At 75.8% G+C, this 21,150-nt stretch carries 18 protein-coding genes; 10 read left to right on the forward strand and 8 right to left on the reverse strand.

What is annotated here, in order from left to right:
* The first annotated feature begins 23 nt into the window (after window positions 1-23).
* The 3 genes from IPL61_00190 to IPL61_00200 are packed head-to-tail and all read left to right on the forward strand — an operon-like array spanning window position 24 to window position 3,477.
* Window positions 24-1,079, forward strand: coding sequence for a hypothetical protein (locus tag IPL61_00190; GenBank protein ID MBK9029758.1), 1,056 nt, complete (start codon window positions 24-26; stop codon window positions 1,077-1,079).
* Entirely contained in the window at window positions 1,076-2,491 is a 1,416-nt protein-coding gene (locus IPL61_00195) for a hypothetical protein (protein MBK9029759.1), read from the forward strand. Before IPL61_00190 ends, IPL61_00195 begins: the two co-directional genes overlap by 4 nt.
* A 53-nt stretch (window positions 2,492-2,544) precedes the next feature.
* Window positions 2,545-3,477 carry a tetratricopeptide repeat protein gene (locus IPL61_00200; protein MBK9029760.1) on the forward strand — a complete coding sequence of 311 codons (933 nt, stop codon included), beginning with the start codon at window positions 2,545-2,547 and terminating at the stop codon, window positions 3,475-3,477.
* Between the two features lie 111 nt (window positions 3,478-3,588).
* Here IPL61_00200 and IPL61_00205 read toward each other — a convergent pair whose 3' ends face one another.
* The 4 genes from IPL61_00205 to IPL61_00220 form a co-directional block, all read right to left on the reverse strand.
* Window positions 3,589-4,152 (reverse strand): OmpA family protein, encoded by a 564-nt coding sequence (locus IPL61_00205; GenBank protein MBK9029761.1) that lies wholly within the window; start codon window positions 4,150-4,152, stop codon window positions 3,589-3,591.
* 104 nt (window positions 4,153-4,256) lie between these two features.
* Window positions 4,257-5,123, reverse strand: coding sequence for a hypothetical protein (locus IPL61_00210; protein MBK9029762.1), 867 nt, complete (start codon window positions 5,121-5,123; stop codon window positions 4,257-4,259).
* Between the two features lie 116 nt (window positions 5,124-5,239).
* Window positions 5,240-6,760 (reverse strand): FecR domain-containing protein, encoded by a 1,521-nt coding sequence (locus IPL61_00215; protein ID MBK9029763.1) that lies wholly within the window; start codon window positions 6,758-6,760, stop codon window positions 5,240-5,242.
* Window positions 6,757-7,398, reverse strand: a complete 642-nt coding sequence (locus IPL61_00220; protein MBK9029764.1) for a sigma-70 family RNA polymerase sigma factor — start codon at window positions 7,396-7,398, stop codon at window positions 6,757-6,759. The genes IPL61_00215 and IPL61_00220 overlap by 4 nt, the downstream gene beginning before the upstream one ends.
* A 253-nt stretch (window positions 7,399-7,651) precedes the next feature.
* Here IPL61_00220 and IPL61_00225 point away from each other — a divergent pair, with 253 nt between their 5' ends.
* Window positions 7,652-9,169, forward strand: coding sequence for an aldehyde dehydrogenase family protein (locus IPL61_00225; protein ID MBK9029765.1), 1,518 nt, complete (start codon window positions 7,652-7,654; stop codon window positions 9,167-9,169).
* Between the two features lie 40 nt (window positions 9,170-9,209).
* Here the strand turns inward: IPL61_00225 and IPL61_00230 are convergent, their stop codons facing one another.
* Both IPL61_00230 and IPL61_00235 read right to left on the reverse strand, forming a co-directional pair.
* Entirely contained in the window at window positions 9,210-11,462 is a 2,253-nt protein-coding gene (locus IPL61_00230) for a molybdopterin-dependent oxidoreductase (GenBank protein ID MBK9029766.1), read from the reverse strand.
* A 280-nt stretch (window positions 11,463-11,742) separates the two neighbouring features.
* Entirely contained in the window at window positions 11,743-12,900 is a 1,158-nt protein-coding gene (locus tag IPL61_00235) for a hypothetical protein (protein MBK9029767.1), read from the reverse strand.
* Window positions 12,901-12,959: 59 nt separating this feature from the next.
* Between IPL61_00235 and IPL61_00240 the strand changes: the two genes are divergently transcribed.
* Genes IPL61_00240 through IPL61_00265 form a run of 6 tightly spaced genes read left to right on the forward strand, consistent with a single transcriptional unit; the run spans window position 12,960 to window position 19,493 of the window.
* Window positions 12,960-14,066 carry a hypothetical protein gene (locus IPL61_00240; GenBank protein ID MBK9029768.1) on the forward strand — a complete coding sequence of 369 codons (1,107 nt, stop codon included), beginning with the start codon at window positions 12,960-12,962 and terminating at the stop codon, window positions 14,064-14,066.
* Entirely contained in the window at window positions 14,063-15,949 is a 1,887-nt protein-coding gene (locus tag IPL61_00245) for a bifunctional homocysteine S-methyltransferase/methylenetetrahydrofolate reductase (protein MBK9029769.1), read from the forward strand. Before IPL61_00240 ends, IPL61_00245 begins: the two co-directional genes overlap by 4 nt.
* Window positions 15,950-15,978: 29 nt before the next feature.
* Window positions 15,979-17,010, forward strand: coding sequence for a dipeptidase (locus IPL61_00250; GenBank protein MBK9029770.1), 1,032 nt, complete (start codon window positions 15,979-15,981; stop codon window positions 17,008-17,010).
* On the forward strand, window positions 17,003-18,121 hold the full coding sequence (locus tag IPL61_00255; GenBank protein MBK9029771.1) for a hypothetical protein: 1,119 nt from the start codon (window positions 17,003-17,005) through the stop codon (window positions 18,119-18,121). The genes IPL61_00250 and IPL61_00255 overlap by 8 nt, the downstream gene beginning before the upstream one ends.
* Complete coding sequence (locus IPL61_00260) at window positions 18,118-19,011, forward strand: alpha/beta fold hydrolase (GenBank protein ID MBK9029772.1); 894 nt, start codon at window positions 18,118-18,120, stop codon at window positions 19,009-19,011. The genes IPL61_00255 and IPL61_00260 overlap by 4 nt, the downstream gene beginning before the upstream one ends.
* Complete coding sequence (locus IPL61_00265) at window positions 19,008-19,493, forward strand: hypothetical protein (GenBank protein MBK9029773.1); 486 nt, start codon at window positions 19,008-19,010, stop codon at window positions 19,491-19,493. Before IPL61_00260 ends, IPL61_00265 begins: the two co-directional genes overlap by 4 nt.
* Here IPL61_00265 and IPL61_00270 read toward each other — a convergent pair.
* Window positions 19,403-20,569 (reverse strand): hypothetical protein, encoded by a 1,167-nt coding sequence (locus tag IPL61_00270; protein MBK9029774.1) that lies wholly within the window; start codon window positions 20,567-20,569, stop codon window positions 19,403-19,405. The two genes, IPL61_00265 and IPL61_00270, sit on opposite strands and share 91 nt — an antisense overlap.
* Window positions 20,557-21,063 (reverse strand): hypothetical protein, encoded by a 507-nt coding sequence (locus IPL61_00275; GenBank protein ID MBK9029775.1) that lies wholly within the window; start codon window positions 21,061-21,063, stop codon window positions 20,557-20,559. Before IPL61_00275 ends, IPL61_00270 begins: the two co-directional genes overlap by 13 nt.
* Between the last annotated feature and the right edge of the window lie 87 nt (window positions 21,064-21,150).

Raw genomic sequence — 21,150 nt, forward strand, 5'->3', positions numbered from 1 at the left:
CTCTTGCTAAGACGGCCCCGCCGATGGTCCATCGCCTCTTGACCTTGTCCGCGTGCACGGCGGTGGCGATCGCGCTCGCCGCGTGCGCGCCGCCGCCCAGCCCGCGGGTCGCCACGTTCCGCGCCCGCCCCGACGACGTGGTCGCCGGACACCTGGCCGGCCCGTTCACCGGCCGCGTCGTCGACGCCGCCAACCAGACGCCGGTCACCGGCGCGCTGGTGTACGCGTCGTGGAGCTTCGAGCGCGGCTACGGCCTCGCGGTCGCCGCCGGCGCTCGCGAGGCGGTGGTGTCGACGGACGCGACCGGCACCTACCGCGTGCCCGAGGTCGCGGCGGTGCCAGCTGGCGCCCGGCTGACGGACGTTCGCCTGGTGATCTACAAGCGCGGCTTCGTCGCGTACCGCAGCGATCGCCGGTTCGTCGACTTCGGCGCGCGCCGCGACTTCGCGCAGCGCGACAACCTCGTCGAGCTCGAGCGCTGGCGTCCGGACTTCTCGCACGCGCGCCACCTGCGCTTCGTCGGCGGCGGCAGCGTCGTCGCGGCCGTGACCGGGTGGGAGGCCGACGAGGCCATCGCCGAGCTGGCGCAGCCGACCGCGGCCGCGGCCCAGGTCGCCGGCGCCGGGCCGTACCTGGTCGCGGCCCAGCTCCTGACCGAGAACGACATCAAGTCGCGCACCGACTACGACGGCCGGTTCGAGACCGGCCCGCTCGGCGACGAGCCCGACACCCGGACCTACTCGTCGCAGCACTACAAGGCGCTCGGCCGCGATCAGACCTGGGACGTCGCGGTGCGGATGTGGCGGCTCGAGCCCGCCGACGCGCTCGAGCGCTACGACGAGCTCCGCGGCGGGCTGCCCGGCGTCGACGAGCGCGACGAGATCGCCTCGCGGTCGCTGCGCGCGATCGAGAACAACATCTACGCGACCGCGTTCCTCGACGGTCAACGCGGCGTGGTCGTCGTGATCACGTGCGGCAAGAGCCAGTGCACCAAGTCCGACACCGTGGCCGACCTGGCCAAGCTCATCCACCAGCGCATCCGCGACCTCTGGCCGCTCGCGCGCGGAGGGACGCCGTGAAGTACGCCGCTGCCGTCGTCGCCGCGCTCCTCGGCGTGGCCGTGTCCGCCGCGCCCGCGCGCGCCTGGGAGTCCAGCACCCACGTCGGCCTGGTCGAGCAGGCGGCGCTGGCCGCCAGGGTCGACGCGTGGCTGCGCGATCTCGGGTTCCGCGGCGGCCTGTTCGAGCCGATGGTGGTGCCGCCGGCCGACGCGCCCGAGCTGCTCGCGGCGCTCGCCAACCACAGCGCCGCCGACGGCTTCGTGCCGGACCTGCGCGGCCAGCAGGCCGCGCTCAGCTGGCTGCTCGCCGGCGCGGCCGTCGCCGACGCGACCCCGCAGTGGGCCGCCAACCACTTCTTCGATCCGATCACCGGCGCCGGGTGGCGCGCGCCGGGACGGTCGTGGACCGATCGCCTGCGCGCGATGTCGACCGCGCGCCCGACCCTGCCCGCGCGCGGCGTGCCGGCCCCGGACTGGGCCGTCAGCCCCGACAACCCGCTGGGCCTGACCGGGTTCCTCGACCAGTACGAGAAGGCGATCGCCGCTGGCACGCCCGGCGAGCGCGGCCGGCACATGGCCGGGGCGCTGGTCGCCGCCGGCGCGATCCTGCACGTGCTCGGCGATCTCGGCTCGCCCAGCCACGCCCGCGCCGACTTCGCGGCCCACGTCGACCAGATCAGCGCCTCGACCGACGACGTCGGCGCGCGCTTCGAGCGGCTGGCCGCGATCGCCTGGGGCCGCCTGGGCGTGCCCGCGGCGAACGAGGTGCCGGCCCGCGCCCACTTCCGCGCGTTCTTCACCGGCGCCGGGACCAGCACCGACGCTGGCCTCGCCGACTGGACCGCCGCCCGGTTCTTCTCCGAGCACACCCTGCCCCGCACCGTCGAGGTCGGCCGGGTCAGGAGCGACGCGCTCGCGGCCACGCTGGCGCGGTCGCTACGTCGGCCGGCGCCGGCGCTGCCGCGCCGCCTGAGCATGGTGGTCGCGACCCAGCCGCGCGGCACCACGCTGCGCGACGCCACCGGCATGTGCCTGGCGCGCTACCGCAAGGACCGCGGCGCGCTGTCGTGGTGGCTCGACGACGACTGCGAGCTCGAGCAGGCCCAGGCCATCCTCCCGGTGGTCGCCGGCTATCAGGCCGCGCTCTTGGGCTGGCTGAGCCGCGGCCAGCTCGCGGTGACCCTCGCCGACGGCCAGGTCACGGTCCGCGCCCGCGGCGCCGCCCTCGGCGCCGGCACCGTCACGCTCTTCGCCGAGGACGGCCGCGGCGTCCGCACCGCCGCCGGCACCGCGCCGATCACCGCCGCCGCCGACGGCGCCGCGCTCGCGACCCTGCCGGCGCCGGCCGGGCGCCGCGCGATCGCGCTGTACCGCGGCCTCGACGACGCCGGCGAGCCCATCATCGCGTTCGGCCACGTCGAGCTCCCGTGAGCCCGCGCCGACCGCCCGGGCGCGCGCGCGGCGCCGCCACCGAGCCTGACACCGTGGTCGATCGCATCCTGGCGGCGCTCGGCCGCTGGCCCGACGGCATGCACGATCTCGGCGAGCCCCAGGTCGGCGTGCCCCTCGACTGGCCGCCGACGGTGACCGACGTCTACCTGGCGTTCGACGGCGGCCGCCTGTTCGGCGACAGCCTGAGCGTCGTCGCGATCGCCGACGCGCCGGCCTGGGACGAGCGCGGCCGGCTGGCGCTGGTCGAGTGGCTGGCCGAGCCGATCGAGGTCGATCGTGACGGCCGGGTCTGGCGCGCCGATCCCGAGACCGGCGAGGACGTCTGCGACGGCACCGGCTTCGACCGCTGGCTCTACGGCGCGATCGAGGCGACCGCGCTGCTGCACGATCGCGACGGCGAGTTCCGCGAGGACGCGTTCACCGAGGAGGGCGAGCTGGCCGACGAGACCGCGACCGCGATGGCCAAGGCCCAGGTGCGGCGCGATCCCAAGGCGCCCGGCCCGCGCTGGCGCCTGGCGCGCGCGCTGGTCGCGCGCGGCGATCTGGACACCGCCCGGACCGAGCTCGAGGAGGTGGTCGCGCACGCGCCCCGACAGGCCTGGGCCTGGCTCGATCTCGCGCGGCTGTCCGAGCGGCTCGGGGCCGTCACCGGCGCGGTCGACGAGGCCGAGGCCGCCGCCGACGCCGACCCGGCCCACGAGCACCGCGGCCACTTCTTCGCCGAGGCCGCGCGCCTGGCCGCCGCCGCCGGCGACGAGCCCCGCCGCGCGACCCTGGCCGCGCGCGCGATCGCCGCTACGCCCGGGCTGGTCGCGAGCCAGCTCGCCGGCGTCGAGGACCGCATCGCCGACGGCGACCTCGCCGCCGCCGCGCACCTGATCGCCCTGGCCCGCGCGCTGGCGCCGCGCGATCTCGCCGTCCTCGACCTCGCGCGCAAGATCGACGCGGCCCGCGCCGCGAACTGATCGGACCGCAGGCCACGTCCGCGCCGGCAGGCCCCGCGGGGTGCAGCCGACGCGCGCCCGGGCGTCGGGCTCGCTGGCACGCGCGCGGCGCTGGTGTGGCGGGCGCGCCGCTCAGTCGCAGACCGGGGCCGCGGCCGGGGCGCTGCCGTCGAGGGGCATGCCGCCGATCGCGATCCCGCGCAGCGACGCGTTGACGATCTCGATCCGCCGGTTCGCCGCGCGCCCCTCGGCCGTCGCGGGGTCGGCGATCGGCTTGGTGTCGCCGAACGCCGCGGCCAGGAGCCGCTCGCACGCGATGTCGTGCGCGACCAGCCAGCGTCCGACCGAGAGCGCGCGGTCGCCGCTCAGCATCAGCGCGTCGTCGCCCGACTGATCGCCGTGCCCCTCGATGCGCACCAGCGTCACCGCGTCCTTGGCCACCAGGTAGTCGTGGATGTGCCAGAGCGCCGGCTCGCTGGCGGCGAGCTCCAGCTCGGCCGATCCCGTCGCGAACACGATCAGGCCGGGCAACGCCAGGCTGCCGCGATCGGTCATCGTGAACTCGGTCGCCGGCTGGCGCTCGCCCGCGGGCGGTTGATCGCCGCCGGGCGGGCCGGGCGGCGTCGGGGCCTTGGCGCCCGGGCCGCACGCGCAGGTCAGGAGCACGGAGACGAGCACGAGCGAGGTTCGACGCATCGGCGGATGGTCGCCCGGGCGCCCGGACCGTGGCAACCGCCTGCGGTGCGGTCGCAGGCCGCAGCGCGCGCCTCGGGACGGCCGCCGAGCGCGGCGGCGCGCGCTCAGGCCGCGCGGGTCAGGGCCTGCTCGACGTCGATCGCCAGGTTGTCGCCGATCGCCTCGAGCGGCAGATCGTTGGGGTCGTAGCCGAACGGGTCCTCGATCTCGACGCCGATCTCGTCGATGCCGAACAGCGCGTACGCGACCACCGCGGCCGCGGGCCCGGTGGCCCAGCCCATCGCCGGCAACAGCGCCATCGGCACCGACAGACAGAACAGGGTCAGGAAGCCCTTGATGTGGTGCGCGTACGCGAACGGCACCGGCGTGCGCAGGATGCGCTCGCAGCCGCCGAGCGCGTCGATCAGATCGGACACGGCCTGATCGAGCATGACCAGGCGGTGCTCGCTCAGGCGCCCGGCCGCCGCCTCCGCCGCCAGCAGGTCGCCGATCGCGCGGCTGATCACCAGGGGCGGACAGCGGGCCGCCGCGAGCTCGGCGAGCAGCGCGGCCGGCAGCCGGGCCTCGAGCTCGGGCCAGGTGCGCTCGTCGCGCAGGTACCGGCGGATCGTCACGTACAGCGCGATCGTGCGGTCGCGCAACGCGGCGTCGGCGCCCGGCGCCAGGTAGCTCGCGCCCTGGCGCACCAGATCGCGCGCGTTGTTGACCATCGCGCCGACCAGGCGCCGCCCCTCCCAGTAGCGGTCGTACGAGGCGTTGGTGCGGAACACCAGCAGGAGGCCGAGCGCGACGCCGACCATCGTGTGGATGATGCCGGGGATCGCCAGGTCGACCACGTCGTAGCGCCGCAGCGCCGTCCCGACCAGGCCGACGCCGGCCACCATCAGGACGCGGATCGCGATCCGCGGCAGCACGGTGCCGCGGACGCCGCGCAGGATCGCGAACCAGTCGCGGGTGTCGTAGCGGATCATGGCGCGCGATATTCGATGATCGGCGCCCGCGGCTCAACTCGGCCGCGCCGGGTTCGTGGCCCGCTGGCGCCTCGTCGCGCGGCGCCGGCGCCGCCCCTGGCCGGGGTGGCGGCCGATCAGAACGTGACGCGGTGGCGCCAGGACACCTGGGCGCCGTCGCCGAGGCGGGTCTGGCTGACGACGTCGCGCACGCACGCGGCGCTGCGCGCGGGCAGGTCGGTGTCGACGATGTTCAGGTAGCGGATCGCCCCGGAGGCCTGCACGCCGACCTCGAGCTCGACGTGGGTGCCGTCGGCGAGGCCCTGCTTGGCCAGCGAGCGGACGCAGTTGCGGAGCTGCCGCTGATCGAGCGCGCGCGACAGCTCGACCAGGCGCTGGCGCCGCGCGGCGGCGGTGCCGGTCGCGGTCAGCGTCGGCTCGGCCGCGGCCTCGGCGATCACCAGCGGGCGCTCGGGGGTCGAGCCGTCGAGCTCGACCCACTGGCCGCCCTGGGCATGGCCGGCGCGATCGTGGAGCTCGACCAGGTGCCGCCCCGGCGGCAGCCGCCGCCACAGCGGGCCGGCGCCGACGACGACACCGTCGATCGCGACCGCGCGGCCGGCGGGCACCAACAGCGGCAGCGCCACGGTGGTGCGGAAGATCGTGTCGGGATCGGTCCACTGCGGCAGCGGCGCCGGGCGCGCCGCCAGCAGCTCGGCCAGCTCGGCCTCGGTCAGCGGCCGCACCAGGTGCCCGAGCACCGGCTCACCGTCGACGACCGCGAGGCGCTGGCCCGCGCCCAGCTCGACCGCGTCGGCCGCGCCCGACGACGACACCGCGACCCGCCCGTGCTCGCACGCGACCTCGACCTGGGCGCCGGCGCGCGCGACCCGGAACGCGGTGCCGCGGACCTCGACGGCGCGCCCGCCGACACGGACCACGAACCGCTGCTCAGGCGCGCGGTGGCTGACCTCGATGTCGACCTGGCCCTGCGCGCCGAGCACCAGCTCGACCCCGCCGGCGTCGAACCGCGCCAGCGTCAGCGCCGCGTGCGGCCCGACGGTGACGGTCGAGCCCGCGCCGAACTGCGCGGCCAGGCGGCCGTCGCCCGTGTCGATGCGATCGCCGGCGACCAGCGGGTGCGCGCCGACCGCGCTGCCGCCGACGAGCGTGCGGCCATCGGCGGTCGTGACCGTGCCGGCCGACTCGACCAGCGTCACCACCGCGGCCAGCGGCGCGGGCGCGACGACCAGCGCCGGTGGCGCGACGGGCGCGTCGACGCGCGCCAGCGCCGGGCGCAGCGCGGTGTCGGTGGGACGGATCACCAGCCACGCCGCGGCCGCGGCCGCGGCCAGCCCCAGCGGCGCCGCGAGCCACCACCCGCGCCGGGGCGGCGCCGACGGCACCGCGACCGGCATCGCCGGCTGCGAGCCGGTCCCGAGCGTCCAGTAGGTCTGCGCGCGCACGCGGTCCCAGCGCAGCTCCGGCGCCGGCAACGCCGCCAGCTCGGGGAACGTGGTCCGCGCCGCGCGCACCCGGGCGAGCGCGCGCTGGCACGACGCACACTCGTCGACGTGGGCCTGGGCTCGACGGGCGGCGCGGGCGCCGAGGCTGCCGCGGGCGAGATCGGCCAGGCGGTGCGGGGCGACGTGGCTCACGGCGTGCCCTCGCCGTCACCGGCGGTCGACGTCAGGATCTTGTAGAACTCGCGGCGCGCGTAGAACAGCCGGGTCCGCACCGTCACCGGGTTCGAGCCGACCAGGTACGCGATCTCGGTCAGGTCGCGCCCCTCGATCTCGTGCAGGTACAGCACGATCCGCTTCTTGGGCGGCAGCTGTTCGAGCGCCGCGTACACCCGCGCTTGATCCTCACGCCGCTCGAGCGCGCGCTCCGGCGACTCGGGCCGATCGGTCGCGCTCGACTGGTTGGCCACGGCCTCGAGGTCGGCCACGGCGATCGGCGGTGGGCGCCGCCCGCGCGTCCGCATCCTGCCGAACGCGACGTTGACGCAGATGCGGTAGAGCCAGGTGCCGAGCTGCGCCTCGTGGCGGAAGGTCGCCAGGCCGCGGAAGGCGATGACGAACACCTCCTGCACCAGATCCTCGAGCTCGCCGCGATCGCCCAGCACCCGGTACAGGTTCGCGGCGACCACGCGGCGGAACCGGTGGTACAGCTCGTCGTGCGCGGCGCGCTGGTTGGCCTTGCAGCGCGCGACCAGCTCGCGCTCGTCGAGCGACGCCAGCGGTCGATCCCCGGGGCGGGCCGAGCCGGACGGCTCGCTGGGGTGCTTGGCCACGAGGGAGAGCATAGCGCCTGGGCGGGTAACGAGATGTTGGTGTCCGGATCCGGTCGGGAGGTTCACGGGTAGCTCACGCAGCCTGCGTGGCCGAGATCGGATACGCAATTCAAGGCAGTTAGATAGATCCGAGGCGACCTTGGCCGACGTGTACGGCTCGCCTGGCGCGTGGATCAACGGGCGACCTTGGCCGACGTGTACAACCCGCCCGACGCCTTGCGCCGGGCGGCCCAGAGGCGCTACGCGATCGGCCATGCCCCTGCTCTCCGCTGTCGCCGAGACCCGCGCCCTCCTGACCCGCCTCGGCGTCGACCCGGCCGCGCTCGACGGCGGCGACCTGTCGGTGCGGTCGCCGGTGACCGGCGAGGAGCTGGCCCGGCTCACGACCGCGACCCCGGCCGACGCCACCGCCGCGATCGATCGCGCGGCCGAGGCGTTCGCGATCTGGCGGCGGGTGCCGGCGCCGCGGCGCGGCGAGCTGGTGCGGCGGTTCGGCAACGAGCTGCGCGCGGCCAAGGACGACCTCGCGCGCCTGGTCACGCTCGAGGCCGGCAAGATCACCAGCGAGGGCGCGGGCGAGGTCCAGGAGATGATCGACATCTGCGACTTCGCGGTCGGGCTGTCGCGCCAGCTCACCGGGCTGACGATCGCGACCGAGCGCCGGAGCCACCGGATGATGGAGACCTGGCACCCGCTGGGCGTCGTCGGCATCATCTCGGCGTTCAACTTCCCGGTCGCGGTCTGGGCGTGGAACGCGGCGCTGGCGCTGGTGTGCGGCGACGCGTGCGTGTGGAAGCCGTCGGAGAAGACCCCGCTGACCGCGCTCGCGACCCAGGCCCTGTTCGCGCGGGCGCTGGCCGGCTTCGCCGACGCGCCGCCGCACCTGGTGAGCGTGGTGATCGGCGGCCCGGCGGTGGGCGCGGCGCTCGTCGACGATCCCCGCGTGCCGCTGGTGTCGGCGACCGGCTCGACCGCGATGGGCCGCGCGGTCGCGCCGCGGCTGGCCGCGCGGTTCGCGCGCGCGCTGCTCGAGCTCGGCGGCAACAACGGCGCGATCGTCGCGCCGTCGGCCGATCTCGATCTCGCGGTCCGGGCGATCGCGTTCTCGGCCATGGGCACCGCCGGCCAGCGCTGTACGACGCTGCGGCGGTTGTTCGTCCACGCCGACATCTACGACGCGCTCGTGCCGCGGCTGGCGCGCGCCTACGCCTCGGTCGCGGTCGGCGATCCGCGCGCGCCCGGCACGCTGGTCGGCCCGCTGATCGATCCGGCCGCCGGCGCGGCCATGACCCGGGCCCTCGACGCGGCCCGCGCGCTCGGCGGCCGGGTCCACGGCGGCGACGTCGTCGACCTGGGCGGCGGCGTCTACCGCCGACCGGCGCTGGTCGAGCTCGACCACCAGGCCGGGCCGATGCGCGACGAGACCTTCGCGCCGATCCTCTACGTCGTGCGCTACCACGACCTCGAGGACGCGCTGGCCGCGCACAACGCGGTGCCGCAGGGGCTGTCGTCGTCGATCTTCACCCGCGATCTGCGCGAGGCCGAGCGGTTCGTCGCGGCCGACGGCTCCGACTGCGGCATCGCCAACGTCAACCTCGGCCCGTCGGGCGCCGAGATCGGCGGCGCGTTCGGCGGCGAGAAGGACACCGGCGGCGGCCGCGAGTCGGGCTCGGACAGCTGGCGCGCGTACATGCGCCGCGCGACCAACACGATCAACTACGGCCACGACCTGCCGCTCGCGCAGGGCGTGCAGTTCGACGTCGACGCCTGAGCCCACCGCAGCTGGCCAGGCGCCAGGCCGCCTGGGAACTCTAGAGCCGCTCGACGCGGGCCGGCACGCGCTGCCGGGCCGGCACCCGCTTGTGCCAGGGCGTGCCGACGAACGGATCGCGATCGCCCGCGGCGGTCAGCTCGTTGGGCGCGACCCCAGGCGTGACGTCGCCGTCGACGCCGGGGTAGCGCAGGCCCAGGCCGTTGGGCAGCGCGAGGTGCCCGGCCTGCATCGCGTCGCTGACCTCGATCGCGACCTCGACCGCGGCCCGCGCCGTCGCCAGGCGCACCCGATCGCCGGTGGCCACGCCCAGCGCCGCGGCGTCGCTCGGGCTCATGCGCAGCGCGCCGTCGGCGTCCTTCTTGCGCCAGGCCGGGTCGCGCACGATCGTGTTGGCGGTGAACGCGCGCCGCTCGCCCGCGGCCAGGACGAACGGGAACGCCGGATCGCGGACCTCGGGCGGGCTGGCCAGCGCCGTCGCCAGCTCGGCCAGCAGATCGGGCAGCTCGAGGTGGATCTTCTTGTCGGCGGTGCCGATGCGCCGCGGCTGATCGGCCCAGTCGTCGACGGCGAAGACCACCCCCGAGGGCCCCGCCAGGATCGCCGCGAACAGCGCCTCGGCCGCGGCCAGCGGCGGCCCGCCGAAGCCGGCCCGGGCCAAGGACGCCGGCTGCTGCATCGCCAGGCGCGCGCACAGCGCGAACAGCACCGCGGCCTCGCGCTGATCGTCGGGCAGCGCCATCGTGCGGTACAGCAGCACCGGCGCCAGCGCGGTCAGGGTCGGGTTGCCCAGCACCCGGGCCGCGAACGCCTGCCCGTAGGCGGTGCGCCCGAGCGCGGCCGCGGCCCGCAGCGGCGCCAGCATGTCCTCGGAGACCGCGCCGAGCGCCTCGCACAGCCGCGCGTGGATCTCGGCCTCGGGCAGCGGCCCCGGCGGCGGCGGGAACAGCCGCGGGCGCAGGTGGAACACGTTTTTCGGGAAGTCGAAGTTGAAGAACGTGGCCTCGGCCTTCTCGTACTGGGTCGCCGCCGGCAGCACGTAGTGCGCCAGCTGCGCGGTCTCGGACATCGCGACGTCGATGACGACCAGCGTGTCGAGCGCGCCCAGCGCCGCGCGCATGCGCGGCGAGTCGGCCAGCGAGTGGGCCGGGTTGGCGGCCTCGACCAGCATCGCCCGGTAGCGCTTCGGGTGCTCGGTCAGGATCTCCTCGGCGATGACGTTGCACGGCACCAGCCCCGCGACGATGCGCGCGCCGACCACCGGCGAGGTCGACGCCGACGCGCCGCCCCAGATCGGCACCATCGTCGTCGGCGCGAAGTGGGTGCCGGGCCGGCCGAAGCTGCCGGTCAAGACCACGAGCAGCTTGTGCAGGTAGCTGACCAGCGTCGAGTGCTGGTTCATCTGCACGCCCAGATCCTCGAAGCTGGCGAGCGCGGTGGCGCCGGCGATCGCGGCCGCGGCCCGGCGCACGAGGTCCTCGGCCACGCCGGCCCGGACACAGCAGGCGGCGACCTCGACCGCGCGCAGCGCCGCCAGCACCGGCTCGACGCCGACCGCGTGGGTGTCGAGGAAGCCGCGATCGATCCGCCCGTCGGCGACCAGCACCGCGAGGATCGCCGCCAGCAGCCACGCGTCGCCGCCCGGCGTCACCTGCAGGTGCAGATCGGCCAGGGCCGCGGTCTCGGTCCGGCGCGGATCGATCACGATCAGCGTGCGCGCGGGGTCGGCGGCCAGGGCCTTGAGCGTCACGCGCGCGCGCGGGATCGAGTGCGAGAACCACGGGTTCTTGCCGATGAACAGCGCCACGTCGGCGTGCTCGAAGTCGGCCCGGGTGCTGGTGCCGAGCATGCGGTCGCTGACCCAGAACTCGCCGGTCTTCTCCTGCGCCAGCGCGCTCGAGCGGTAGCGCGCGCCCAGCACCCGGCGGGTCGCGGTGGCGTAGGCCCCGGGCAGGTGGTTGCCCTGGCCGCCGCCGCCGTAATAGAAGATCGCGTCGCCGCCGTGGGTGTCGCGGACCGCGGCCAGGCGCGCGGCGACCTCGCGGATCGCGGTGTCCCAGTCGATCTCCTCGAACGTGCCGTCGGCCCGGCGCCGCAGCGGCGCGGTCACGCGATCGCGCCCGTGCTGGTAGTGGTCGAGGCGGTGGGCCTTCTCGCACGCGTAGCCCTGCGAGCCGGGGTGGCGGCGGTCGCCGCGCAGCTTGACCAGGTGGCGGCCGTCGTCGCCGCCGAGCTCGACCTCGAGCCCGCAGTTGCACTCGCACAAGATGCACGCGGTCGGCGTCCAGGTCATGGCGCCCAGTGTGCCCGGGTTGGGCCCGGCGCGCACGACCGGGGCTCCGACGGTTCCGGCTCCGGTTCCGGCGGTTCCGGCTCCGGTTCCTCCGGCTCCGACTCCGGTTCCGACGGTTCCGGCTCCGGTTCCGACTCCGGTTCCGACTCCGGTTCCGACTCCGGTTCCGACTCCGGTTCCGGTTCCGGCTCCGGTTCCGACTCCGGTTCCGACTCCGGATCCGGCTCCGGTTCCGACTCCGGTTCCGACTCCGGTTCCGACTCCGGTTCCGGCTGGCACCTCAGCGGCGGCTGGGGCGCGCCTCGAAGCCGAGGTCGGCGTCGACCTGGCACCGCAGCACGTCCTCGTCGCGATCGCGCGCCAGCAGGCACGGCGCCGCGTCGTCGCCGGTGTCGAGCTTGGGCAGGCGCAGCTCGATGCCGGCGCCGGTGATCGCCCAGGTGCCGCGGAACGTGATCTTGTCGCGCATGCCCTGACACGCCGAGCGCAGCACGATCGTGACCTTGCGATCGCGCCGCAAGGTCAGCTTGATCTCGGGCTGATCGCACGGCACCAGCGCCTGCTCCCACTCGCCGCCGAGCCCCATGATCCGCTCGTACGGATCGGTGCCGGCGCGGTCGAGCCCGACCGCGGTCCGGAACCGCGGCTCACCGACCAGCTTGCCGAACGCCTTGTCGAAGCGCGCCTCGACCAGCCACTCGATCGCGTCGGGCGCCGGCGCGCGGGCCAGGGCCTCCAGCCGGTCGAGCGCCTGGGCGGTGCGCTTGCCGGCGACGTCGAGCGCGGCCAGGCGGTACAGCGCCTCGGGATGATCGGGCGCGAGCGTGAGCACGATGCCCCAGCCCTTGACCGCGGTCTTGCCGCGCGCCTTGCGCGCCGCGGTGACGACGCGGGCCAGCCCCGGATCGTCGGCGACCGGCGGCGGCGCGACCCGCGGCGGCGGCTCGGTCGACGGCGGCGGATCGGCGCCGAGCGTGCGGCCGACGCCGACGTCGAAGCCGATCACGTCGTGCAGCTCGCGCCCGGCCCGGCGCACCACGTACTCGACCACGATCAGCCGGTCGGTCGGCGAGCGCCAGACGTCGACGATCGAGGTGACGGTGTCGCCGCTGTTCCACGCCACCAGCGGCACCCCAGCGGCGGTGGCCACGCGGATCGTGCGGCCGGCGGCGGTGGCGACGACCTCGGCCTTGGCCCCGCGCTGCGGGCTCGGCAGCCGGGTCGACAGCGCGGCGACCTCGGCGGTGTCCGCGGTCCGGCACGCGGCCGCGCCCCGGGCCTCGCCGCCGGTCACGGCCAGCGGCGCGCACACCCGGCTGGCCCCGACCACGTAGCTCTTCTCGTTGGCGGCGATGCCGCCGAGCGAATCGGCCTCGGCCAGGCCGGCGACCAGGACCATCCAGACGGCGACGGCCGCCGCGCTGCGCGGAGCGATCATGATCTGGGAATAGCACGCCGACCGATGCCGCGCCGCGGCGTTCGTTGTACGGTCGCCCGGTGATCCGCGACGTGGTGCGCGCTGTGACCCGGGCCTCGGCCGCCCTCGACCGCGGGGTCGTGCGGGTGATGGAGCGGCGCATGGCGGGCCCGTCCGCCCGGCGCGAGGCGGCGATCCCCGAGGACGCCCACCGCCGCCTGGTCGACCTGGCCGGCCGCTACCGCGACGACACGCTCGGCACGCCCAGCCGGTTCTTCCCGGCGCCGCCGCGGCCCGACGTCCGGGCCGAGGTCGTCGGCGAGGCCTGGGGCGGCACCGTCGAGCACCTGACCTGGGCCTCCGCCTACCGGCCGTTCCTGGCCAGCTACCGCGACGAGCACCACCGCTGGACCGAGAACCACACCGTCCACGCCCGGCGCTACGCCCGGCCCGGCGGGCCGCGGCCGACGCTGGTGCTGCTGCACGGCTGGGGTGGCGGCGCCTGGTGGCTGGAGGAGCGCGCGTTCGTGGTCGGCTACTGGATGGCCCGCGGCTTCGACGTGGTCGTCTTCCAGCTGCCGTTCCACGGCGAGCGCGCGCCCGGCGCCGTCGGGCGCGGCCCGCGCTCGGGCGCGCTGTTCCCGTCGGCCAACGTGGTCCGCACCAACGAGGCCTTCGGCCAGGCCATCTGGGAGCTGCGCGGCCTCGGCCAGCACCTGCGCGACCGCGGCGCCACCGCGGTCGGGGCGATGGGCATGAGCCTGGGCGGCTACACCACCGCGCTGTGGTCGACGATCGACCCCGCGCTCGCGTTCGCGGTCGCGATGATCCCCGCGGTCGACATGAGCGAGCTGATGTGGCGCCACGGCGAGGACAGCCCGGCCCGCCGACGCGCCGCCGCCGCCGGGGTGTCGTCGACGCTCCTGGCCGAGGTGTTCGCGGTGCACGCGCCGACCACGCGCCCGTGCCTGGTGCCGCACGGCCACCGCATGATCGTCGCCGGCCACGGCGATCGCATCACGCCGCCCGATCAGGCCGAGCGCCTGCGCGCCCACTGGGGCGACTGCGCGATCCACTGGTTCCCGGGCGGTCACCTGGCGCAGATCGGCCGCGGCGACGCGTTCCGCGCGGTCCGCCGTCACCTCGCCGCCGCCGGCTTCGGCGCGGCGCCGCGGAGCTCGCGATGAAGCCGTTCCTCCACGCCCTGGCCGAGGGGCCGATCCTGTTCGACGGCGCGATGGGCTCGCTGCTCTACGATCGCGGCGTCCTGCACACCCGCAGCTACGACGAGCTGGTCACCGCGCAGCCCGAGCTGATCGCCCGGGTCCACCGCGACTACCTCGACGCCGGCGCCCAGGTGATCGAGACCGACACCTTCGGCGCCAACCGGATCGCGCTGGCCCGCCACGGCCTCGCCGATCAGATGGTCACGCTCAACAAGACCGCGGTGAAGGTGGCGCGCGAGGCCGTCGCGGGCCGCGCCTACGTCGCGGGCGCCGTCGGCCCGACCGGGGTCCGGTTCGCGATCGCGTCCGAGGCCGAGCGCCGGCGCGCGCGCATGGCCCTGGCCGAGCAGATCGACACGCTCGTGGTCGCCGGCGTCGACCTGATCCTGCTCGAGACGTTCTCGTCGATCCTCGAGCTCGAGCTGGCGATCGCGGTGTCGAAGGAGCGCGGGCCCAAGGTGCCGGTGGTGGCGCAGCACGTCTTCGACATGGCCTGCAAGGGCGACGGCGGCCTGGCCCCGGCCGAGGTCGCCGAGCGGCTGGTCAGCGCCGGCGCCGACGTGATCGGCGCCAACTGCGGCGTCGGCCCGGCCGAGCTGTACACCGTCGCCACCGGCATGATCGGCCGCGGCAAGCCGGTCATCGTCCAGCCCAACGCCGGCATGCCGGCCGCGGTCGAGGGCCGCACGATCTACGTCGCCAACCCCGAGCACTTCGGCGTGTTCGCGCGCCGGCTGCTCAAGAGCGGGGTCCGCGCCATCGGCGGCTGCTGCGGCACGACGCCCGCGCACATCCAGGCCATGCTCGGCGCGTTCCGCATGCTCGGCGGCGCCCGGCTCGACGACGCGCCCAGCCAGGTGCCGTCGACGCCGTCGATCGTCAGCGGCGGCCCCGGCTCGACCCCGGGCCCGGCGGTGGTGCCGCTGGCCGAGCGCAGCCGCCTGGGCGCGCGCATCGCCGCGGGCGAGTTCGCGGTCTCGGTCGAGCTGACCGCGCCGGCCGGCAGCGATCTCACGCGCACCAAGGCCCAGGTCGCCGAGCTGCTCGCCGCCGGCGTCGACATCGTCAACATCGCCGACGGCCCGCGCGCCTCGGCGCGGATGGGCAACCTCGCGGTGTGCGCGCGGCTCGTCGCCGAGACCGCCGTCGAGCCGATCCTCCACGTCTGCACGCGCGATCGCAACTTCCTCGGGCTGGTCGCGCACCTGCTCGGGGCCCAGGCCCTGGGCCTGCGCGACCTGGTGATCATCACCGGCGACCCGCCCAAGATGGGCGACTACCCGTTCGCGACGCCGGTCTACGACGTCGACTCGGTCGGCCTCTTGCGCATGGCCGCGGGCCTCAACGCCGGCGTCGATCCCGCCGGCAAGCCGGCGCCGCCGACCTCGTTCGTGCTGGCCACCGGCGCCGAGCCGGGCGCCGCCGACTACGACCGCGAGCTGCGCCGGCTCGAGGAGAAGAAGGCCGCCGGCGCCGAGCTGGTGATGACCCAGCCGGTCTACGACCCGCGCACGCTCGAGCGCTTCCTCGACGACACCGCCGGCCTCGGCCTGCCGATGATGGTCGGCATCCTGCCGCTGGCCTCGGCCAAGAACGCCGAGTTCCTGCACAACGAGGTGCCGGGCATGGCCATCCCCGCCGACATCCGCGCCCGCATGGCCAAGGCCGGCGCCGGCGCCGAGGGCCGGGCCGAGGGCCTGCGCATCGCGCAGGAGGCGCTGGCCGCGGTCAAGCACCGGGTCGCCGGCGCGTACATCATGCCGCCGTTCAACCGGGTCGAGGCCGCGATCGCGGTGCTCGAGGTCGTGCGCGATCGCTGGCGGCCGGCCGGAGGCGCGGCGTGACCGCGATCCTCGACGGCGCCCCCGGCGCGATGACCCCGGTCGAGGCCCGGGCCTTCCACGGCGAGGCCACGGTCACCGACCTGCACGCCGACACCGCCAAGCTGATGGACAAGCTCGACTTCGAGCTGGCCGATCGCCACGACCGGCCCCTGCCCGGCCGGCTCAACTACGTCGGCCACGTCGATCTGCCGCGGCTGCGCGACGGCGGCGTCGCCGCGCAGGTGTTCGGGCTGTGGACCGTCCCCTACCCCGAGCGCGGCTGCAAGCACGCGGTCGACACCCAGCTCGACGCGCTCGATCGCGCGATCGCCAAGCACCCCGACCAGATCGCCTGGGCGCTCACCGCCGACGAGGTCGCCGCGTGCAAGGCCCGCGGGCAGCTGGCCGCGATGGGCGGCATCGAGGGCGGCCAGGCGCTCGAGGCCGATCCGGCCAACGTCGCGTACTTCGCGCGCCGGGGCGTGCGCGCGATCGGCCTGATGCACTTCTCGGCCAACGCGCTCGGGGCGCCGGCCAAGGGCCGCGGGGCCGATCCCGATCGCGGGCTCACGGCGATCGGCCGGGACGTCGTGCGCGAGATGAACCGGTGCGGCGTGATCGTCGATCTCGCGCACATCAACCGCAAGGGCTTCTTCGAGGCGCTCGCCCTGACCACCGCGCCGCCGATGGTGACCCACACCGGCGTCAGCGGCGTCCACGCCCACTGGCGCAACATCGACGACGCGCAGCTGCGCGCGGTCGCCGATCACGGCGGCTGCGTCGGCATCATCTTCGCGCGCCGGTTCCTGGGCGGCGCCGACGTCGAGGCGGTGGTCGATCACCTGCTGCACATCGTCGACGTGGCCGGGCCCGACGTGCCGGCGCTCGGCTCGGACTTCGACGGCTTCGTCGTGCCGCCGGTCGGCCTCGAGGACGTCGCGTGCCTGCCCAACCTGACCGCGGCCCTGTCGCGCCGCGGCGTCCCCCCCGAGACGCTCGCCAAGATCCTCGGCGGTAACGCCCAGCGCGTGCTGGCCGACGTGCCCCCAACCTGCTACCTGGCCCACCGCGCCCATGCCTGAGCTACCTCCGGGGCTCGTCCCGCCCGCGCGCGCCGTCGCGCTCGCCACGCTGCTCCTCGCCGTCGGGGCCTGCCCGTCGAAGTCCTCGGACAAGCGCGGGGCCGGCGTGATCGCGGCCAGCGACGCCCGCACCGTCGACGCGGTCCCGCGCGGGCCCGACGGCGAGGTGGTGCTGCCGCCGCCGCCGCCGGTGCCGCCGACGCCGGCGGGGCTGCCGCCGCTGCCCGGCGACGTCGCGCCGACCGCGGCCGAGGTCGCGCTCGGCGAGCTGTTGTTCCGCGAGCCGCACCTGGGCGCCGACGGCACCACCGCGTGCGCGAGCTGCCACGATCCGGCCCACGGCTACAGCGGCACCGAGCCACACCCGCGCACCGCCGCCGGGCGACCGAGCCTGCGCCGAGCCGCGGCGCTGGTGAACCTCGCGTGGTCGCCGGAGCTGGGCTGGGACGGGCGCGGCGCCAGCCTGACCAGCTGGCTGCCCAACCACGCGCGCGCGCAGCTCAACCAGACGCTCGACGACGCCGCCCTCGATCTCGCCGCCAGCCCGACCTACGCCGCGCACCTGGCCCGGGCCGGCCACGGCCGCACCGCCGGCGACACCGTGCTCGCGGCGCTGGCGGCGTTCGTGGTGACGCGCTTCGTCGGCGGCAGCCCCTGGGACGCCCACGAGGCCGGCGTCGCCGGCGCGGTGTCCGACGACACCGTCGCCGGCTACCAGCTGTTCAGCGGCAAGGCGCTGTGCGGGAGCTGCCACCCGCCGCCGCTGTACACCGACCACGGCTACCACCGGCTCGGGCTGATCACGTCGCGCGACGACGGGCGCGGCCGGGTCGACGCCGCGCTCGGCGGCGCCTTCAAGACCCCGGGCCTGCGCGGCGCCGCGGCCCGGACGCGGTTCTTCCACGACGGCAGCGCGACCTCGCTCGACGCCGCGATCGACTGGCACCTGGCGGGCGGCCGCGGCCAGGGCGCGGACCCGAGCGTGATCGATCCCGGGCTGCCGCCGGTGACCTTGACCGCGGCCGAGCGTGCGCAGCTCGGGGCGTTCGTCGCGGCGCTGACCGCCGCCGGCGCCCCGGTCCTGGCGCCGCTGCCGACGGACGTTCCGTGACCACGCTGGCCCACCGGCTCGAGATCCAGCTCGGCGGGGTGCAGCTGCGCGCGCTCGAGCGCGGGCTCCGGGCCGCGGCCGGGCTGCGCCGGCGGACGCTCGCCGTCGGCGACCTCACGCTCGCCGCCCTCGAGCGACCCGGCGTCGGCACGCCGCTGGTGATGATCCACGGCTTCGGCGGCGACAAGGAGACCTGGCTCCTGATGGCGCCGTGGGTGCGCCAGCGGCCGCTGCTGATCATCGACCTGCCCGGCCACGGCGCCTCGACGCTGATCGACCGCGGCCGCGCGACCCCGGCGGCGATGGGCGCGGCCATCGTCGGCGCCCTCGACGCCGCGGGCGTCGCCCGCGCGCACCTGTGCGGCAACTCGATGGGCGGCGGCATCGCGCTGTGGATCGCGCGCAACCACCCGGCCCGGGTCGCGTCGCTGGTGCTGGTCGCATCGGCCGCGCCCGAGCTGGCCGAGAGCGAGCTGACCCGGGCCCTGGCCCGCGGCGAGAACCTGCTCATCCCCGGCGCCGAGGACAGCGACCGCTTCATGCGCATGGTCGTCGAGAAGCCGCCGAAGGTGCCGCGCGCGATCCAGCGCTACGTGGCCGCGCGCCGGGCCGCGGCCCGGACCGAGCTCGAGGAGATGTTCCGGGGCTGGGTCGAGGCCACGCCCGCGACCGGGCTGCCGCGCGACCTCGACGCGATCGATCAGCCGACCTTGATCGTCCACGGCCGCTGCGATCGGATCATCCACGTCGACACCGCGCGCAAGGTCGCCGCGGCCGTGCCCCACAGCCGGCTGCGGGTGCTCGACGGCATCGGCCACGTGCCCCAGCTCGAGGCGCCGCGCGCGGTCGCCGAGCTGGTGCGCGATCACCTCGCGCGCGTGCCGCCGTGACGGTGCGCCCGTCGACGGTGTGGCGGCGGGTGCGCTGGGCCCTGGCGTTCGTGGCGCTGTGCACGCTCGCCACCTGCCCGGCCGCGATCCAGCGCTGCTCGGTCGAGCAGACCGCCGACGAGGCCCCGACGCTCCTGCGCTACCTGGTCGGCCAGATCCGCGCCTACGTCACCGAGCACGGCGAGCTGCCGGCGATCGACGTCGGCCCGACGCCGGCGATCGGCACCTGCTGCGCGACCCGGCGGGTGTGCGCGCCCGACGCCGACCTGTGGCTCGAGCCGGGCTGGCGCGCGCTCAAGTTCTCGATCGACGGCCGCCACCGCTTCTCGTACCAGGTGGCGCGGGCGGGCAAGGCCCTCGTCCTCACCGCCACCGGCGATCAGGACTGCGATCAGGTGCGCGCCACGATCACCGTCACGCTCACGCTCGACGGCGGCAACCTGGTCGAGGCCTGGGCGCAGGCGGGCCGGGCCACGCGCTGAGTGGGCCGCGGCGGTCGCGGGGGCGGCGGTGGCCGCGCGCCACCGGCCGGCGCACCACGGCGCGAGGGCGCCGGCCCCGGCCGCGCCCGGGGCGGCGACCCCCGCGCCGCGCCCGCGCCTGGTGCCGGGGCCTGCTGCCCCGGCCGCCGCGCGCCTGGCGCGCCGGCCTGCGCGGGCCTCGCGGCCGAGGACCGGACGGCATCGCGCGGGCCCGGGGCGGCCGGCCGGACCGACCCGGGGCGGCTCTCGGCGCCCGCTACGACGCGTACCAGCGGGCGGACCGGGGGCGCACCTCGCTCGCCCGCCGCGGTGAGCGGGGGGCCGCCGGGGCGCGGCTGATCGGCGACGTAGGGCCGCGGCTCGATGTCGGCGGGGATCTCGGTGGTCAGCGGCGCGCCGGGCTTGGCGAGATCGCCGGCCAGCAGGCCGTCGAGGGTGTCGTCGTCGAGGCCGGTCGCCGCGTACAGGTCCTGCTTGTACGCGGCCTCGGTGGCGGCGATGAGCTGGCGGCGCTCGTCCTCGGACGCGCCCCGGGCCACGGCCTCGTGCATCGCGTCCTTGAAGCCGCCGTTGTGCTTCTGCATGAGCTCGGCGATCTGGCCGCGCTCGGTCTCGGTGAACGTGCGCCCGACGATCTCCTCGACCTCGCCGAGCCGCTGCGTCGCCATCACCAGGTAGCCGAGGTAGGTCAGCTCCTCGACCTCGGCCACGGTGATGCCCTCCTTGGCGGCCTGGGCCTTCGCGAACTCGGCGTTGTACTCGATGAACGCGTGGATCATCGCGCGGAACGCGGCCTCGCCGGGCGGCGTGCCCGCGGCCTTGGCCCGCTCGTAGGCCACGCGCGCGACCGCGTCGACGTCGCGCGGCATCTCGGGCGACGGCACCCGCGTCCGCGGCGTCCCGGGCGCGGGCGGGTGCGCGGGCTTGTTCGGCGCGGTCACGAGCGCCGGATCCGCGGCGGGCGCCGGGCTGGGCGCGCTGCGGGCGTCGCTGCGGCTGCGCAGCAGCAGCACCGCGATCACCACCAGCGCGACGAGCGCGGCGCCTCCGATCGCGCGGCGCGCTACTTGTCGCACGAGATGCCGTTGACCGACGACACCGGCGGCGAGCCCCAGCACCCGCTCGCGGTGTCGACCGTCCAGCCCTGCCGCGAGGAGAAGTTCTCCATCCAGCAGTCGCTGTTGCAGTCCGACAGCACGTTGTAGCTGCAGACGTTCGAGCGGTCCTGGTAGCTGGGCGTGGCGTAGCAGGTGTTGGCCTGGCCGCCGTAGCCGTCGAGGCTGGCCTTGGCCGCCGACACCGTCGAGCCCGCCACGTAGTTCCAGTCGAACCACTCGCCCGACGGCACCGAGTTCGAGCTGGTGCCGGTGCGGCAGTAGTCGTACGTCGTGAAGCCGTCGTACTCCTGCGTGCTCTGGATGGTGGTCCAGTCGGTCAGACAGCCGACCCGGTGGTACGCGAGCCCCAGGAACAGGTTGTCCCGGTAGTACTCGACGTAGTACGCGCTGGCGGTGGTGGGGACCGCGGCGAGGGCGGCGAAGGCGAGAACGACAGCAGCAAGACGGCGCATGGGACCTCCGGGTTCGTCGCCCAGGGGTGAACGCAGGTTGCGTGCCAGACTCGCAATTACTGAGATCCAGGTTACATAGATTGCGAC

The sequence above is a fragment of the Myxococcales bacterium genome (genome assembly GCA_016717005.1).
In the GTDB taxonomy this organism is placed as follows: domain Bacteria; phylum Myxococcota_A; class Polyangia; order Haliangiales; family Haliangiaceae; genus UBA2376.

Bases quoted from the DNA above. Each gene is read 5' to 3' on its own strand.
- IPL61_00190 (MBK9029758.1), top strand. From the start codon at position 24: ATGGTCCATCGCCTCTTGACCTTGTCCGCGTGCACGGCGGTGGCGATC.
- IPL61_00205 (MBK9029761.1), bottom strand. From the start codon at position 4,152: ATGCGTCGAACCTCGCTCGTGCTCGTCTCCGTGCTCCTGACCTGCGCG.
- IPL61_00210 (MBK9029762.1), bottom strand. From the start codon at position 5,123: ATGATCCGCTACGACACCCGCGACTGGTTCGCGATCCTGCGCGGCGTC.
- IPL61_00225 (MBK9029765.1), top strand. From the start codon at position 7,652: ATGCCCCTGCTCTCCGCTGTCGCCGAGACCCGCGCCCTCCTGACCCGC.
- IPL61_00230 (MBK9029766.1), bottom strand. From the start codon at position 11,462: ATGACCTGGACGCCGACCGCGTGCATCTTGTGCGAGTGCAACTGCGGG.
- IPL61_00235 (MBK9029767.1), bottom strand. From the start codon at position 12,900: ATGATCGCTCCGCGCAGCGCGGCGGCCGTCGCCGTCTGGATGGTCCTG.
- IPL61_00245 (MBK9029769.1), top strand. From the start codon at position 14,063: ATGAAGCCGTTCCTCCACGCCCTGGCCGAGGGGCCGATCCTGTTCGAC.
- IPL61_00250 (MBK9029770.1), top strand. From the start codon at position 15,979: ATGACCCCGGTCGAGGCCCGGGCCTTCCACGGCGAGGCCACGGTCACC.
- IPL61_00255 (MBK9029771.1), top strand. From the start codon at position 17,003: ATGCCTGAGCTACCTCCGGGGCTCGTCCCGCCCGCGCGCGCCGTCGCG.
- IPL61_00275 (MBK9029775.1), bottom strand. From the start codon at position 21,063: ATGCGCCGTCTTGCTGCTGTCGTTCTCGCCTTCGCCGCCCTCGCCGCG.